General features: G+C 65.2%; 14 protein-coding genes. 1 reads left to right on the forward strand and 13 read right to left on the reverse strand.

Annotation, left to right across the window (positions count from 1 at the left end; all coding sequences use genetic code 11):
* Positions 1-153: 153 nt before the first annotated feature.
* Positions 154-1,023 carry an N-formylglutamate amidohydrolase gene (locus CTP10_RS16640; protein WP_116320021.1) on the reverse strand — a complete coding sequence of 290 codons (870 nt, stop codon included), beginning with the start codon at positions 1,021-1,023 and terminating at the stop codon, positions 154-156.
* A 3-nt stretch (positions 1,024-1,026) separates the two neighbouring features.
* Positions 1,027-2,022, reverse strand: a complete 996-nt coding sequence (locus CTP10_RS16645; RefSeq protein WP_116320022.1) for a tripartite tricarboxylate transporter substrate binding protein BugE — start codon at positions 2,020-2,022, stop codon at positions 1,027-1,029.
* Positions 2,023-2,204: 182 nt separating this feature from the next.
* On the opposite strand from CTP10_RS16645, the gene CTP10_RS16650 reads away from it, so the two are divergent.
* Positions 2,205-3,143: a LysR substrate-binding domain-containing protein gene (locus tag CTP10_RS16650; protein ID WP_116320023.1), complete on the forward strand. Its 939-nt coding sequence runs from the start codon at positions 2,205-2,207 to the stop codon at positions 3,141-3,143.
* Positions 3,144-3,399: 256 nt separating this feature from the next.
* Here CTP10_RS16650 and CTP10_RS16655 read toward each other — a convergent pair whose 3' ends face one another.
* The 11 genes from CTP10_RS16655 to CTP10_RS16705 all read right to left on the reverse strand — a co-directional run bounded on the left by CTP10_RS16655 (position 3,400) and on the right by CTP10_RS16705 (position 15,424).
* Positions 3,400-4,143 (reverse strand): ABC transporter ATP-binding protein, encoded by a 744-nt coding sequence (locus CTP10_RS16655; protein ID WP_116320024.1) that lies wholly within the window; start codon positions 4,141-4,143, stop codon positions 3,400-3,402.
* Positions 4,144-4,164: 21 nt separating this feature from the next.
* Complete coding sequence (locus CTP10_RS16660) at positions 4,165-6,006, reverse strand: branched-chain amino acid ABC transporter ATP-binding protein/permease (protein ID WP_116320025.1); 1,842 nt, start codon at positions 6,004-6,006, stop codon at positions 4,165-4,167.
* Between the two features lie 3 nt (positions 6,007-6,009).
* Positions 6,010-7,062, reverse strand: a complete 1,053-nt coding sequence (locus tag CTP10_RS16665) for a branched-chain amino acid ABC transporter permease (RefSeq protein ID WP_116320026.1) — start codon at positions 7,060-7,062, stop codon at positions 6,010-6,012.
* A gap of 217 nt (positions 7,063-7,279) precedes the next feature.
* Positions 7,280-8,428: an ABC transporter substrate-binding protein gene (locus CTP10_RS16670; protein WP_116320027.1), complete on the reverse strand. Its 1,149-nt coding sequence runs from the start codon at positions 8,426-8,428 to the stop codon at positions 7,280-7,282.
* A 311-nt stretch (positions 8,429-8,739) separates the two neighbouring features.
* Positions 8,740-9,498 carry a TSUP family transporter gene (locus tag CTP10_RS16675; protein WP_116320028.1) on the reverse strand — a complete coding sequence of 253 codons (759 nt, stop codon included), beginning with the start codon at positions 9,496-9,498 and terminating at the stop codon, positions 8,740-8,742.
* A 61-nt stretch (positions 9,499-9,559) separates the two neighbouring features.
* Complete coding sequence (locus tag CTP10_RS16680; protein ID WP_233528154.1) at positions 9,560-10,114, reverse strand: hypothetical protein; 555 nt, start codon at positions 10,112-10,114, stop codon at positions 9,560-9,562.
* A 339-nt stretch (positions 10,115-10,453) separates the two neighbouring features.
* On the reverse strand, positions 10,454-11,500 hold the full coding sequence (locus CTP10_RS16685; RefSeq protein ID WP_233528155.1) for a branched-chain amino acid ABC transporter permease: 1,047 nt from the start codon (positions 11,498-11,500) through the stop codon (positions 10,454-10,456).
* Positions 11,500-12,384 carry a branched-chain amino acid ABC transporter permease gene (locus tag CTP10_RS16690; RefSeq protein WP_116320029.1) on the reverse strand — a complete coding sequence of 295 codons (885 nt, stop codon included), beginning with the start codon at positions 12,382-12,384 and terminating at the stop codon, positions 11,500-11,502. The genes CTP10_RS16685 and CTP10_RS16690 overlap by 1 nt, the downstream gene beginning before the upstream one ends.
* A 219-nt stretch (positions 12,385-12,603) precedes the next feature.
* On the reverse strand, positions 12,604-13,812 hold the full coding sequence (locus CTP10_RS16695; RefSeq protein WP_116320030.1) for an ABC transporter substrate-binding protein: 1,209 nt from the start codon (positions 13,810-13,812) through the stop codon (positions 12,604-12,606).
* 88 nt (positions 13,813-13,900) lie between these two features.
* Positions 13,901-14,632, reverse strand: a complete 732-nt coding sequence (locus CTP10_RS16700) for an ABC transporter ATP-binding protein (RefSeq protein WP_116320031.1) — start codon at positions 14,630-14,632, stop codon at positions 13,901-13,903.
* A gap of 15 nt (positions 14,633-14,647) precedes the next feature.
* Positions 14,648-15,424, reverse strand: coding sequence for an ABC transporter ATP-binding protein (locus tag CTP10_RS16705; RefSeq protein ID WP_116320032.1), 777 nt, complete (start codon positions 15,422-15,424; stop codon positions 14,648-14,650).
* Positions 15,425-15,592 lie beyond the last annotated feature (168 nt).

Consider the following 15,592-nt stretch of genomic DNA (forward strand, 5'->3'; position numbering starts at 1 on the left):
CGCTTTTCGGGACATGCCATGTTTCACGTGAAACATGGCGCCGACGATACCTGTGCGTGGCCGACAAGCGACGTCCCGTGTCCTCCGATGTTCCACGTGAAACAAAAACGCCGGGCACTAGGCCCGGCCAATGTTTCACGTGGAACAAGCTGCTCAGAGGCTGGCGCGGATATACGCTGCCACCTGCGCCGTCAGCTTGCCAAGGTTGCACTGCAAGGTATCGAACCCGGCATTCCGCTCCCGCGTCGTCTCGTCCATATAGAGCGGGCGGCGGATCTCGATCTGCAGGCTGCTGCGCCGCTCGGCGGGCCGCCCAATCTGGGCGATCAGCTGCACCCCCTTGTAAGGGTCGTTGCGCGACACCGTGTAGCCCATGCCACGCAATTCGCGCTCGACCAGATCGACCAGCCCCGGCTCGCAGGTGGTGCCGTCCCGGTCTCCCAGTACGAAGTCCGCCAGCGGGTGCGGGCTGTCAATCTTCAGGCGCTCGTAGGCGTTGTTCGGCATCGAGTGCAGGTTCAGGTGCCAGACCGCGCCAAAGCGCCGGTAAGCGCCCTCCACGGCCTCGGCAAGCGCCGCATGGTACGGGCGGTAATAGCGGTCCAGGCGAGCCTGCACCTCCGTCACCGGCAGCCGGCGATCATAGATCGGCGTGTTCGCATCGATCCGGCTCCAGACCAGGCCGTAGCCCAGGCTGGTCTTCGGTCCCGGCGCCAGCGCCGTGGGCCAGGCGCCGTCCAGCTGAGCCGGGTCGATATCGTCGGCCATCCGGTTCGGGTCGATGTATACCCGGGGGAACGTCGCCGCCAGCAGCGTGCCGCCGACGGCCGGCACCGCTGCCCACAGCGCATCGACGTGGGTGTCTTCACCGCCGCGCAGCCGCGCCTCCGGGATCGCCGCACCGAAATCCGCGGGGTACACAGTGCCGCTATGCGGCGAGTCGCACACCAGCGGCAGCGCCTCCCCTTCCGGCAGCCGCACGATCACCGGCGGCAACGCGCCCTGGTTGTTCGCTTCAGCCATGCCTCAATCCAGCTTGATCTCGGCCGCCTTGGCCACACGGGCATAGCGGGCCATCGCTTGCTGGATCTGCGCCTTGAACTGCTCCGGCGTGGTCGGCACCAGCGTGCCGCCCGACTCTTCAACCTTGCGCTTGAACTCGGGGTTCAGCATTGCCTTGTGGATAGCCTGGTTCAGCCTGGTGATGATCGCCGGTGGCGTTCCGGCCGGGGCGACGATACCGAACCAGCCGCCCTCGCCCATGTCCTTGAAGCCCAGCTCGGCATACGTCGGCACGTTCGGCAGCTGTGCCGAACGCGACGCGCCCAGCACCGCCAGCGCGCGCAGCTTGCCCGATTTCACGTGGGGCAGCGTCGACGACAGGTTGTCGGTGATGGCATTGACCTGCCCTGCCACGGCGTCATTCAGCGCCAGGCCCGCGCCCTTGTATGGCACGTGCAGCAGGTCGATCTTGGCCAGCATCATGAAGTTCTCGATGTTGACGTGACCCAGCGAGCCGGCGCCCGGCGAGGCAAAGCTGTACTTGCCCGGGTTGGCCCTGGCCAGCGCGATGAACTCCTGCATGGTCTTGGCCGGCACGCTCGGATGCACGGCGAACACGCTGGGGATGGCAACCACGTTGGTCACCGGGGCAAAGTCCTTGATCGGGTCGTACTTCAGCCTCGGGTACACAGCGGGGTTGGAGCCGTGCGTGCTGACCGTGGCCATGCCGATGGTGTAGCCGTCCGGCGCGGAGCCGGCCACTTGCTCCATGCCCAACGAACCGCCGGCGCCGCCCTTGTTCTCGACCACGATGGACTGGCCCAGCTCGCGGCCGGCGAATTCGGCCACCAGGCGCGCCGACAGGTCGGTCGAGCCCCCTGCGGCAAACGGCACGATCAAGCGGATCGGGCGCGTCGGATAGTTGGCCTGCGCGCAGGCGTTGCCGGCGAACACCATCGTCGCGGCGGCTGCGGCGCCCGACATCATCAGCTGGCGGCGCGTCATCGTGGCTCGGTTCATAAGGCTCTTTCTCCTGTTGTTTTATCGAGGGAACCGAGCGAGTGTCGGGCGTTTACCGGCTGCGCACAAACGACTATATTGCACGTTTGCATTACCAAAGCTCATCCTGCAGACGCCCCGGAACACACCTCGGCGCACCGCAGGTCTGCCCCTCCCCTCTCTCCTGCGTTGTACCCTGCGCCATGCGGCTGCGTTCCCCGTCGATGTCCGAGTTGCATGCCTTTGCCGCCGCGGCAAAGCTGGGCAGCTTTACCCGTGCCGCGGAAACGTTGTGCGTCACCCAGGGCGCAGTCAGCCGCGCGATCGCCAGGCTGGAGGAACACTTCGGCCAGCCGCTGCTCCAGCGCAATGCACATCGGCTGGTATTGACCGATGCCGGCCGACGGTTGCTTGATGCCGTGACTGAGCCGCTGGCCGCGATCGAAAACGCCAGCGCTGCACTGCTGGCCGGCGACCGGCGTCATCGCCTTACGCTGTCAGTCGTGCCGACATTGGCGAGCGTGTGGCTGGTGCCGCGCCTGCCTGACTTCCATCGGCGCCATCCGGAAATCCACCTCGACTTCGTTCCCTATCAAAGAGATGAGGATCTCTCGGGAGCCACCCCCGATGCGGCCATCCTGGCGGGCGAAGCGGGCAAGTGGCCGGGCCTGCAGGCAGACTACGTGATCGGTCGTGAAATGGTGCCCGTCTGCCATCCGGACCGCGCCCGCGCGCGCCGTGAGGCGGGCCGCTGGCAAGCACCGGGGGAGCTGCTGCAGGAGCCCCTGCTCTATCACACCTCGGCGCCGGCCAACTGGCAGAACTGGCTGCGGGCAGCCGGCGTACCCGGTGCTGCGCCGATGTTATCCACAGCGTTCGACCAGGTGTCGATCCTGATCCAGGCTGTACGCGCCGACATGGGGGTCGCGGTATTGCAGCGATGTCTCGTGAGAGACGAAATTGCTTCGGGACGTGTTTTTGCGCCGTTTGATTTGCCGATTTCGCTGCAGCGAGGCTATTTCTTGTGCGCCCCGCGGGAACGGCGAGACCATCCGGCGTTAAACCGGTTCCGCGAGTGGCTGTTGGAAACCGCGAAGCAGGAAGCCATCAGAGACAGCGAAAAACATTCTCACGATTACTGATAAATATAAAATTCTCCGTAAAAAAATCTATCACGCGAATAACAATGCATATCTAATCCACACAATAGATTTAAGCTACGAAAACTTTCGACGTCTCATTCCTTCCACGAATGAAACCGTACCCAACCCTGCGCATGTCTGCCCCACACCAAAAAACGGGCCTCCGAAACCACTTATCCCCAAAGTTATTCACACGAGAAATGAAAAAGGGCCCGCCTAAGCGAGCCCTCATTCATCTGGCTATCATCCTTATGGATTAGGCTGCCCTTTTTGCCAATCCAAGATAGGTTTCGATCACCTTTGGATTGGCCGCCAGATCTGCTGCAGGCCCCTCCATCGACATGTCCCCAGTCTCGATCACATAGCCATAGTCGGCCACCTGCAGCGCCGCACGGGCGTTCTGCTCGATCAGCAGCGTGGCCACGCCGGTCTGGCGCAGGTTGCTGATGATGTGGAAGATCTCCTTGACGATCAGCGGCGCCAGCCCGAGGCTGGGTTCGTCCAGCATCAGCAGCTGCGGCTTGGCCATCAGCGCGCGCCCCACCGCCAGCATCTGGCGCTCGCCGCCCGACAGCGTGCCGGCATCCTGGCGCGCACGCTCGCGCAGACGCGGGAACAGGTCGTAGACCACATCCATCTGGTCCAGGAAATTCTTCTCGCCGGCGCGCTTGCGGCGGAACGCGCCCAGCAGCAGGTTGTCCTCCACCGTCATCGACGCGAACAGCTCGCGCTTCTCCGGCACCAGGCACATGCCGCGCGCGACGCGGCCCTCGACGGGGATACCGGCCATGTCGTGACCGAGATAGCTGACCGAACCGCTCGCCGAGCCGTTGACCGGCAGCGCACCCATGATCGCATTGAGCATCGTGGACTTGCCGGCGCCGTTCGGTCCGATCACCGTGACGATCTTGCCGGCTTCCACCTTCAGGTTGGCGCCGTGCACCGCTTCCACCTTGCCGTAGCGGACGTGGAGGTCCTTCACTTCCAGAATCAGGCTCATGTCGCTTTCTCTGTCGCTCCGTTACTCCACGCCGCCGAGATAGGCTTCCAGCACCGCGGGGTCCTTCTGCACTTCCTCGGGCACGCCCTCGGCGATACGCGTGCCGAATTCCATCACCACCAGCCGGTCGGTCAGGTTCATCACGAAGTCCATGTCGTGCTCGACCAGCAGCACGCTCATGCCCTCGCCCTTGAGCTTGCGCAGCAGGTCGGCCAGCGCCTGCTTCTCCTTGTAGCGCAGGCCCGCCGCCGGCTCGTCGAGCAGCAGCAGCGCGGGGTCGCAGCACAGGGCGCGGGCGATTTCCAGGATGCGCTGCTGGCCCAGCGCCAGGCTGCCCGCTTCCATGTACATGCAGTCGGCCAGGCCTACGCGTTCCAGTTGCCGCTTCGCCTCGAACAGCAGCTTCTCTTCCTCGACCTTGTTCATGCGCAGGATCGCCGCCGAGACGCCGCCTTGCGCGCGGAAGTCGCCGCGCAGGTGTGCGCCGATGGCAACGTTCTCCAGCACCGTCATGGTCGGCAGCAGGTGCACATGCTGGAAGGTGCGGCCAATGCCACGCTTGACGATCTCGCGCGACGGCAGGCCGGAGATCACCTCGCCCCGATAGCGCACCTCGCCACGCGTGACCGGCAGCACGCCCGTCACCAGGTTGAAGGTGGTGGACTTGCCCGCACCGTTCGGGCCGATCAGGCCGATGATCTCCCCGGCACGCACCTGGAAGCTGACATCGTTGACCGCGACCAGCCCGCCGAACTCCTTGCGCGCCGCGCACACGTCTAGGATCAGTTCGCCGGCCTCGGGCTTCTGGCGTACGACCAGGGCCTCGGCTTGCGCCGGTGCCAGGACCGCGGGACCCGACGGAAACAGCCGGCGCAGGAACGGCCAGATGCCATCGCGCGCGTATTGCAGCAACAGCACCAGCAGCACGCCAAAGACGATGATCTCGAAATTGCCGTTGGCCCCGAGCAGCTTCGGCAGCACGCCCTGCAGCACGTCCTTCAGGATGGTCAGGATGCCGGCGCCGAGCACCGCGCCCCACACGTGGCCAACGCCGCCGACCACCGCCATGAACAGGTACTCGATGCCGTAGTTCAGGCCGAACGGCGTCGGGTTCACCGCGCGCTGCAGGTGCGCATAGAGGAAGCCTGACACGCACGCCAGGATTGCCGCGACGACGAAGATCACCACTTTCATCCACGCGGTATTGACGCCCATCGCCTCTGCCATCACCCCGCCACCCTTGAGCGCACGGATGGCGCGGCCCGGGCGCGAGTTCAGCAGGTTCTGCATCGCCAGCACGGCCAGCAGCACCACCGCCCAGATCAGGTAGAACATCGAGCGGCCCGACTGCAGCTCGATACCGAAGAACGACAGCACCGGGATGCCGTTGATGCCGTCATACTTGCCCAGGAACTCCAGGTTGCCGAACACGAAGAACAGCGACAGGCCCCACGCAATCGTCGCCAGCGGCAGGTAGTGTCCGGACATGCGCATGGTGATCAACCCGATCACATAGGCCGAGGCCACCGTGATCACCAGTCCCACCAGCAGCCCAAACCACGGCGACAGCCCGAACTGCGTGGTCAGGTACGCGGTGCTGTACGCACCCAGCCCCACGAAGGCCGCCTGCCCGAACGACGTCATGCCGCCCACGCCGGTCAGCAGCACCAGCCCGATCGCGACGATGCTGTACAGCCCGATGTAGTTGCCCAGCGTGATCCAGAATTCTGGCGTCGGCAGCACCGGCAGCAGCGCCAGCACCACGATGAAGGCGAGCACCAGCAACCGGTTCCGGTTCAGCCGCGCGCGGCTGCCCGCCGCGGCACCGGCCACGGCCGCCTGTTTGTCGGTCAGCATGGTCATGGCTTATTCCTCCTCCTCGACATGCTTGCTCGTCAGCGAGCGCCACAGCAGCACCGGAATGATCAGTGTGAAGACGATGACCTCCTTGAACGCGCTGGCCCAGAAGGACGAATACGATTCGAGCAGGCCCACCAGCAGCGCACCGAGCGCCGCGACCGGATAGCTCACCAGCCCGCCGACGATCGCGCCGACAAAGCCTTTCAGGCCGACCAGGAAGCCCGACTCGTAGTAGACCGTGGTCAGCGGCGCGATCAGGACGCCGCACAGCGCGCCCATTGCCGCGGCCAGCGTGAACGACAGCCGTCCCGCCTGCGTCGTGCCGATGCCGACCAGGCGCGCGCCCAGCCGGTTCACCGCGGTCGCGCGCAACGCCTTGCCCTGCAGCGTGCGCTCGAAGTAAAAGTACAGCGCCCCAATCAGCAGCGCCGACACGCCCACCACCCACAGGCTCTGGCCCGAGACGCTGAGCGCGCCCACTTCAAAGCGCGCATCCGAGAACGCCGTGGTGCGCGAGCCTTCGGCGCCGAACATCACCAGCCCCAGCCCCACCAGCGCAAAGTGCACGCCGACCGAGACGATCAGCAGCACCAGCGTGCTGGCCTCGGCCAGCGGCTGGTAGGCCAGCCGGTACAGCATTGGCCCGAGCGGGATGATCACCAGCAGCGTCAGCGCGATCTGCGCCAGCATGGGCAGCGGCTGCGCGCCGTACTGCTGCACCAGCCAGTGCACCGCCAGCGGGAACGCCAGGTACTTGCCGGCCAGCACCGCTAGCCGCTGCCCCAGCGTGCGCCGCAGTTCGGCGCTGCGCAGCACGGTCACGGTTTCATAGATGAAGGTCAGCGCACCCATGGCCAGCAGCAGCCAGCTGGTCTGCGGCGCATGCCCGGCCTGCATCGCCGCCAGCGTCAGCGCGCCGTAGGCAACGAACTCCCCTTGCGGGATGAAGATGACGCGCGTCACCGAGAACACCAGCACCAGGGCCAGTGCCAGCAGCGCGTAGATCGCGCCCGAGGTGATGCCGTCCTGCGCCAGGATGGCGGCGATAGATAGGTCCATTGTCTCCCCGTATCGTTGAAATACCTGCCTGCTTCGAAGGGGGCCGACAGGGCGCTGCGCGCGGTGGGATTTACGAAATGGTAAACGGGTTGCCCATTGCAGAAATACTCGGCAACCCTAGGTATTGCGGTGCGGCAGAAAAAAAGGCGCATGGGATGACCATGCGCCCTGTTTCACATCCCTGCGTCACCGTCACTCCGTCATGTCGTGCAGCGACTTACTTCAGCAGCTTCCACTTGCCGTCGACGATCTGCACCATCACGCGTGCGCGCTGGTCGAAGCCGAGGTGGTCGGTAGTGCTCATGTTCATGATGCCATGCGACACCGGCAGGTTCCTGGTCTGCTCCATGGCGTCGCGCAGCGCCTTGCGGAATTCCTTGGTGCCGGGCTGGCCCTTCTTGAGCGCCTCGGGGATGGCGTGCTGCAGGATCAGGCCGGCATCCCAGGCATGGCCACCGAAGGTCGAGACCTGGCCGCCGAAGGCTTTCTCATAGGCCGTCTTGTAGGCCATGGCCGGCTTCTTCACCGGGTTGCTGTCGGGCAGTTGCTCGGCCACCAGCAGCGGGCCGGCCGGCAGGAACGTACCTTCGCAATCCTTGCCGCAGACACGCAGGAAGTCGGCGTTGGCGACACCGTGGGTCTGGTAGACCTTGCCCTTGAAGCCGCGCTCCTTGAGCGCCTTGGCCGGCAGCGCCGCGGGCGTACCCGAGCCTGCGATCAGCACGGCGTCGGCGTTGGCGCTCATCATCTTCAGCACCTGGCCGGTCACCGAGGTGTCGGTGCGGGCAAAGCGCTCGTTGGCGACCACCTTGATCTTGCGCATCTCCGCCACCTTGGCGAACTCCTGCGCCCAGCTGTCGCCATAGGCATCCGCGAAGCCGATGAAAGCCACCGTCTTCACGTTGTTGTTGCCCATGTGCTCGGCAATGGCGGTGGCCATGTGCGAATCGTTCTGCGGCGTCTTGAAGATCCAGGCGCGCTTGGCATCCATCGGTTCGATGATGCGGGCCGAGGCGGCCATGGTGATCATCGGCGTATCGTTCTCGGCGACCACATCGACCATCGCCAGCGAGTTCGGCGTCACGGTGGAGCCAACCACCACGTCAACCTTGTCTTCGCTGATCAGCTTGCGGGTGTTCTTGACCGCGGTGGTAGTGTCGGAAGCGTCGTCCAGGACGATGTACTCGATCTTCTTGCCCGCAACTTCCTTCGGCATCAGCGTGAAGGTGTTCTTCTCCGGAATACCCAGCGATGCCGCCGGACCCGTTGCCGACACCGTGACCCCGACCTTGACCTGTGCCTGGGCGGCGCCGGCAGCCAGGCTGACCGCCGCGATTGCCAGCAAGCTGGCGCGCTTGAAATCCATCTTGTCTCCTTCGGTTCCTGAAACGGAAAGGCATCCGTCCGGCGTCCACCGGCGGATGCCCCTTTTTTGTCGACCCCTCGGGCCTGACGCAGGCACATCGCCGGCACCTGCGCAACTGCCAGGAACGATGTCACACCGTTCCCCATTTCCCGTCCACGCCGAGAACCGATCGCCGCTGGCGAACCGGCCCTTTCCCCCGGAATTGGCGCTTCTGTCATTCGCCGACCGTGCGGTCGGGAATGCCGATCGAGTCTATCACAGCGACTTGTCGCGAAAAGCAGGATTAACCCGCATCGCACATACGCTGGCGCTCAGCGGGCAAAGGCATCCCAGGCCGTCTTCAGGATCAGCGCGCTCACCACCACGATAAAGACCTTGCGCACGAACGCGCTGCCATGGCGCAGCGCCAGCCGGCTCCCCACCTGGCTGCCGGCGACGTTGGCCACCGCCATCACCAGCCCCAGCTGCCACCAGATATGGCCCTTGCTGGCAAGCAGCAGCAACGCCGCCAGGTTGGTCGCAAGGTTGACCAGCTTGGTCGACGCCGCGGCGTGCAGGAAGTCATAGCCGAACACGCGCACGAACACGATCATCAGGAAGCTGCCGGTGCCGGGGCCGAACACGCCGTCGTAGAAGCCCAGCACTGCGCCGGCGAGCAATGCCGCGAACCGTTCGCGACCGCCTTTCAGCGTCGGCGCATGCTCGGCGCCGAGGTCCTTCTTTGCCAGCGTATACGCCAGCAGCGCCACCAGGATGAACGGCAGCGCCTTGCGCATCGGCTCCGCCGGGATCTTGGTCAGCGCCCATGCGCCGGCCATCGAGAAGACAAAGGCCGCAACCACCGCCGGCGCGGTCGCGCCCCAGTAGATGCGCACGCTACGGCCATAGCGCAGCGCGGCGTTGGCGGTGCCGGCGATCGAGCCTAGCTTGTTGGTCCCTAGCAGCGTTGCCGGCGCCATGCCGGGATAGGCAGAGAACAGCGCCGGAATCTGGACCAGGCCGCCGCCGCCGGCGACCGCGTCGATCATGCCGGCGAGAAAGGCGGCAACCGCCAGTAATGCGAACTCCATCATTGCAGGAACGGGAAAGGAAAAACGGGAGGAGGAAAAGGCGAGGCGCGTCGGCCGCGGCTCAGCCGAGCACCTTGGCCGCCGGCACCAGGCTGCGCAGCCACATGCCGCTGGCATGCGGGGCAAAGCCGGGCGGCGCGCCACCGTGGGCGCCGGGCAGCGCAGGGGCAAGCAGTGCGTGGCGGATGCCATGGGCACGCCCCCAGTCGGCCAGCGTGTCGCAGCTGGCGTTCAGGCAGGCGCGGGCCGTGTCGGCATTGAGCCCGGGGCGTACCCACCACTCCGTGGCCAGGGCGGCCAGACCGGCCAGCTCAAGGCTTGGCACCAGCGCCACCGGCAGGCAGGCCAGCACATTGTCCGGCGCAACGCCGTGGACTATCAGGCAGATACCGCGCCCGGACTGCGCCAGCAGTTCGTCCAGCATCAGCCGTCGCGCGCGGGCCGCGGGCACCGGCAGCGGCTGCACCGCAGCCAGCCAGGCGTCCAGCATGGCGCCGTCGGCACTCTGGCCGGCGCGTACCCACAGCTGCGCTGTGGGCCATTGCGGCGTGGCGTCGGGACGACCCGAGCCGTCCGGAAGCGGCGGATCTTGGGAATCGGGGGGATTGGCTGGCATGACGGGCAACGGAAAGCGCCCGCATTGTCGCATGCGGCGGGGATCGGGGTGATGCAGATCCGGCATGGATGCCCCAAAATGAGGCGAACACGGCACAGATGGAAGGCTGAGGGCTCGCACCCGTTGGCGAAGCCCCAATGAAAAAAGCGTTGCCGAGGATCACCCGGCAACGCCCTTTATTTTATAACGCTGCTACCCGACACCGGGTGCGCGCCTGTCGTCTCCTCGCTTCCGCCTCCATTTAACCTGCGAAAACCGTATATGGAATGTAACGAAGCGGTGCATCGAGGACAAGCTAGAAAAAACCCTAGCCCCAGATTCGGGCATGTCGCCCCACGATCACTCGTGCTTGCGGCCGAACCGGGCCAGCAGTTCGCCCATGATGCCACGGCGGAAGGTCAGCACGCAGATCACGAAGATCACCCCGGTCACCATCGTCACCGACTCGCCCAGCGTGTTGAACCACTGCAGGCCGGTAGCCGAGGCCAGGAAGCTGCCGATGTCGCCCAGCTTGTTCTCCAGCGCCACGATCACGAAGGCGCCGACGATCGGGCCGGACAAGGTGCCCAGGCCGCCGACCAGCGTCATCAGGATCACCGAGCCCGACATCGACCAGTGCACGTCGGTCAGCGTCTCGAAGCCCAGCACCAGCGCCTTGATCGAGCCGGCCAGCCCCGACAGCGCCGCCGACAGCACGAAGGCCGTCAGCTTGAAGCGGTCGACATCGTAGCCCAGCGAGATCGCACGCGGCTCGTTCTCCTTGATTGCCTTCAGGATCTGGCCGAACGGCGAGTGCACCGTGCGCACGATCAGCGCGAAGGCCGCGACCATGATCACCAGCGCCACGTAGTACAGCGTCAGGTCACTGGACAGCGGCAGCACGCCGAACAGCTTGCCGCGCGGAATGCCCTGCAGCCCGTCCTCGCCGCCGGTGAACGGCGCCTGCAGGCAGATAAAGAACAGCATCTGCGCCAGCGCCAGCGTGATCATCGAGAAGTAGATGCCCTGGCGGCGGATCGCCAGCGAACCGACCACGTAGCCGATCAGCGCGCCGGTGCCCGTGCCCAGGAGCAGCCCGATCTCCGGCGTCACGCCCCAGGCCTTCATGGCATGGCCGGCCGCGTAGCCGGCACCGCCGAAGAAGGCCGCATGGCCGAACGACAGCAGCCCGGTATAGCCGATCAGCAGGTTGAACGCGCAGGCAAACAGCGCGAAGCACAGCACCTTGAGCACGAATACCGGATAGGCACCCGCCAGCGGCGCGGCGATCAGCGCCAGCAGCAGCAATCCGTACAACAGTTTCTTCTGCACGCCCTGTCCCTTTCCTGCCTGGCCCGCGTTGGCAGCCACCGCGGGCTGCGTCGATGATGTGGTTGGTGCGCTCATCACTTCTCCTTCCCGAACAGCCCGGCCGGGCGCAGCAGCAGCACGATCACCATGATGAAGAACACCACGGTCGACGATGCTTCAGGATAGAACACCTTGGTCAGGCCTTCGACCACGCCCAGCCCAAGGCCGGTCAGGATCGAGCCCATGATCGAGCCCATGCCGCCGATCACCACCACCGCGAACACGATGATGATCAGGTTCTGCCCCATCAGCGGCGAGATCTGGATCACCGGCGCGGCCAGCACCCCCGCAAACGCCGCCAGCGCCACGCCGAAACCGTAGGTCAGCGTCACCATCAGCGGCACGTTGACACCAAAGGCCTCGACCATCTTGGGGTTCTCGGTGCCGGCGCGCAGGTAGGCGCCCAGCTTGGTCTTCTCGATCACATACCAGGTGGCAAAGCACACCACCAGCGACGCCACCACGACCCAGGCACGGTAGTTCGGCAGGATCATGAAGCCCAGGTCGGTCGCGCCCTGCAGCGCGTCAGGCGTCTGGTACGGCAGGCCCGACACGCCGTAGATCGAGCGGAAGATGCCCTCGATCACCAGCGTAATGCCCAGCGTCAGCAGCAGGCCGTAGATGTGGTCGAGCTTGTAGATCCAGCGCAGCATGGTCTTCTCGATCACCACCCCGATGGCGGCAACGACCAGCGGCGACAGCAGCAGCATGACCCAGTAGTTGAGCCCGGCGTACTCCATGCCCATCCAGGCCAGCACCGCACCGAGCATGAAGAGCGCGCCGTGCGCGAAATTGATGACGTTGAGCAGGCCGAAGATGACCGCCAGGCCCAGGCTCAGCATCGCATAGAAGGCGCCGTTCACCAGCCCCAGCAACAGCTGGGAAAGCATGGCAGGCAGGGGAATTCCGAAGATGTCCATGAGCGTCAATTGCTGGTGGTGACTCCCCTCCCCCGCGCGTGGGAGAGGGGTTGGGGGAGAGGGCCGGCGCGCAAGGGGCTACGAATTTCAGCACTGGCGCGGGCGCGCTTCACGCCGCGGCACTTGTGCCGGCATCGCTCCTGGCGTCGCCTGCCCTCTCCCCCTGCCCCTCTCCCGCAAGCGGGAGAGGGGAGCAAACCGTCGCGGTCCCGCCGACGGTTACTTCTTCAACATCGCGCACTTCGACTCGGCCACCGTCGTGAACGCCTGGTCGCCCGGGATGGTCGCCACCACCTTCATGTAATCCCACGGCTTCTTCGACTCGGCCGCGGTCTTCACCTGCATCAGGTACATGTCGTGGATGCCACGGCCGTCCTGGCGGATATAGCCCTTGGTGTAGATGTCGTTGATCTTCATCTTCTTCAGCTCGGCCATGACCTTGTCCGGATCGTCGGTCTTGGCTGCTTCCACCGCCTTCAGGTAGGTGCTGGCCGCCGAATAATCCGCCGCCTGCAGGCTGCTCGGCATCTTCTTCATCTTGCCGAAGAAGCGGTTGGCGAACTTGCGGGAGTCGTCGTTCATGTCCCAGTACCAGCTGTCGGTCATCAGCAGGCCTTCGGTGTTCTTCAGGCCCAGGCTGTGGATGTCATTGATGAACATCAGCAGGCCGGCGATCTTCATCGACTTGGTAATGCCGAATTCCTTGGCCGCCTTGATCGCGTTGATGGTGTCGCCGCCGGCGTTGGCCAGGCCCAGGATCTGTGCCTTGGACGATTGCGCCTGCAGCAGGAACGACGAGAAGTCGGACGCCGACAGCGGATGGCGCACCTGCCCCGCCACCGTGCCGCCGTTGGCCTTCACCACCGCCGCGGTATCGCTTTCCAGCGAGTGGCCGAAGGCGTAGTCGGCGGTCAGGAAGAACCACGACTTGCCGCCCTGCTTGACCACTGCGCTGCCGGTGCCCTTGGCCAGCGCCACCGTGTCATAGGCGTAGTGCACCGTGTACGGCGAGCACTCTTCGTTGGTCAGGCGCGCGGTGCCGGCACCGATGTTGATGTAGACGCGCTTCTTTTCCGAAGCGACCTTGTTCATCGCCAGCGCGGTGCCCGAGTTGGTGCCGCCCAGCAGCATGTCCAGGCCCTGCTGGTCCATCCATTCGCGCGCCTTGGAGGCGGCGATGTCGGCCTTGTTCTGGTGGTCGGCGGAAACGATCTCGATGGGCTTGCCCAGCACCTTGCCGCCGCGGTCCTCGATTGCCATCTTGATGGCTTCCAGGCCGCCGGGGCCGTCGATGTCGGCATACAGGCCCGACATGTCGGTGATATAGCCGATCTTGACGGTGTCGCCCGATACCTGCGCGGCGGCGCCGAACGAAACCGCACCCATGGCAATAGCCGCCATCGCGGCCGCGAGCCGAGTCTTTTTCATCTCTTTGTCTCCTGATTTGCGGCGGCGATGCGCCACCCGTTCCTGCCAAACAGCAATCAACGATCCTGGTATCGGTCAGATCCCGGGATCAGACCCCGAGCAATTCATGCAGCACCGGCATCTTTGCCTGCAGCTCGCTGGCATCGAAGCGTTCGACGATGCTGCCGTGCTCCATCACGTAGAAGCGATCGGCCAGCGGTGCGGCGAAGCGGAAGTTCTGCTCCACCATTACCACCGTGTACCCCTTCTGCCTGAGCATCCGGATCATGCGCGCGAGCGCCTGCACGATCACCGGTGCCAGCCCTTCCGAGATCTCGTCGAGCAGCAGCAGGTTGGCGCCGGTGCGCAGGATACGCCCCACCGCCAGCATCTGCTGCTCGCCGCCCGACAGGCGCGTGCCCTGGCTCTGGCGGCGCTCCTTCAGGTTGGGGAACATGTCGTAGATCTCGGCCTCGCTCATGCCTGCGGTCTTCTCACCACGCTCGCCCTTGAGCTGCGGCGGCAGCAGCAGGTTCTCCTCGCATGACAGGCTGGAGAAGATCGCGCGCTCTTCCGGGCAATAGCCGATGCCGTAGTGCGCGATCTTGTGCGTGGGCAGGCCGATGGTCTCGTTGCCGTTGACCTTGATCGAGCCCTTGCGCGCGCCGGTCAGTCCCATGATCGCGCGCAGCGTGGTGGTGCGGCCGGCGCCATTGCGGCCCAGCAGCGTCACCACTTCGCCGCGGTTCACGGTGAGGTCGACGCCGTGCAGGATGTGCGATTCGCCGTACCAGGCCTGCAGGCCCTTGATTTCGAGGGCGGGAGTGTTGTTCGTGCTCATTGTTGGTTCCCCCGCTCAGTGCGCGCCCTGCAGCTCGGCATCGGCCGTGCCCATATAGGCTTCCATTACGCGCGGGTCCTTCGACACCTCGGCGTACGGCCCCTCGGCCAGGATCGCGCCACGCTGCAGCACGGTGATCTTGTCGGCGATCGACGAGACCACGCTCATGTTGTGCTCCACCATCAAGATGGTGCGGCCGGCGGAGACCTTCTTGATCAGCTGCGTGACGCGGTCCACGTCCTCGTGGCCCATGCCCTGCGTGGGCTCGTCGAGCAGCATCAGCTCGGGCTCCATCGCCAGCGTGGTGGCGATCTCCAGCGCGCGCTTGCGCCCGTACGGCAGGTTCACCGTCAGCGTGTGCGCGAACTCGGTCAGGCCGACCTGCTCGAGCAGCTCCATGGCGCGCCCGTTGAGCACATCGAGCGAACGCTCGCTGCGCCAGAACTGGTACGCGGTGCCAAGCTGGCGCTGCAGCCCGATGCGCACGTTTTCCATCACCGTCAGGTGCGGGAACACCGCCGAGATCTGGAAGGATCGGATCACGCCACGGCGCGCGATCTGCGCAGGCTTCTCGCGGGTGATGTCGATGCCGTTGAATACGATGGTGCCGGTAGTCGGCTCGAGGAACTTGGTGAGCAGGTTGAAGCAAGTGGTCTTGCCTGCGCCGTTGGGTCCGATCAATGCGTGGATCGATCCGCGCCGCACCCGCAAGTTGACGTCGCTCACCGCGGTGAACCCCTTGAACTCCTTGGTGAGGTTCCGCGTTTCCAGGATGGTTTCCTGCTGATTCATGTCTCCTGCCCGCCCTTCGTTGTACGCCGGGTGATGCCCGGCACTGACTGATGGTCCGAACCGGCCTGTAGGCCCTGTGCCGCGTCCGTCAGGCACGTCCGTGGTGGCGGCGTGCTGCGGTGTCTTTGTTATGGCTTTGCGGGGCGGCTCCCGCGGGAGATTGGTGGC

Source organism: Cupriavidus sp. P-10, assembly GCF_003402535.2.
GTDB lineage: Bacteria > Pseudomonadota > Gammaproteobacteria > Burkholderiales > Burkholderiaceae > Cupriavidus.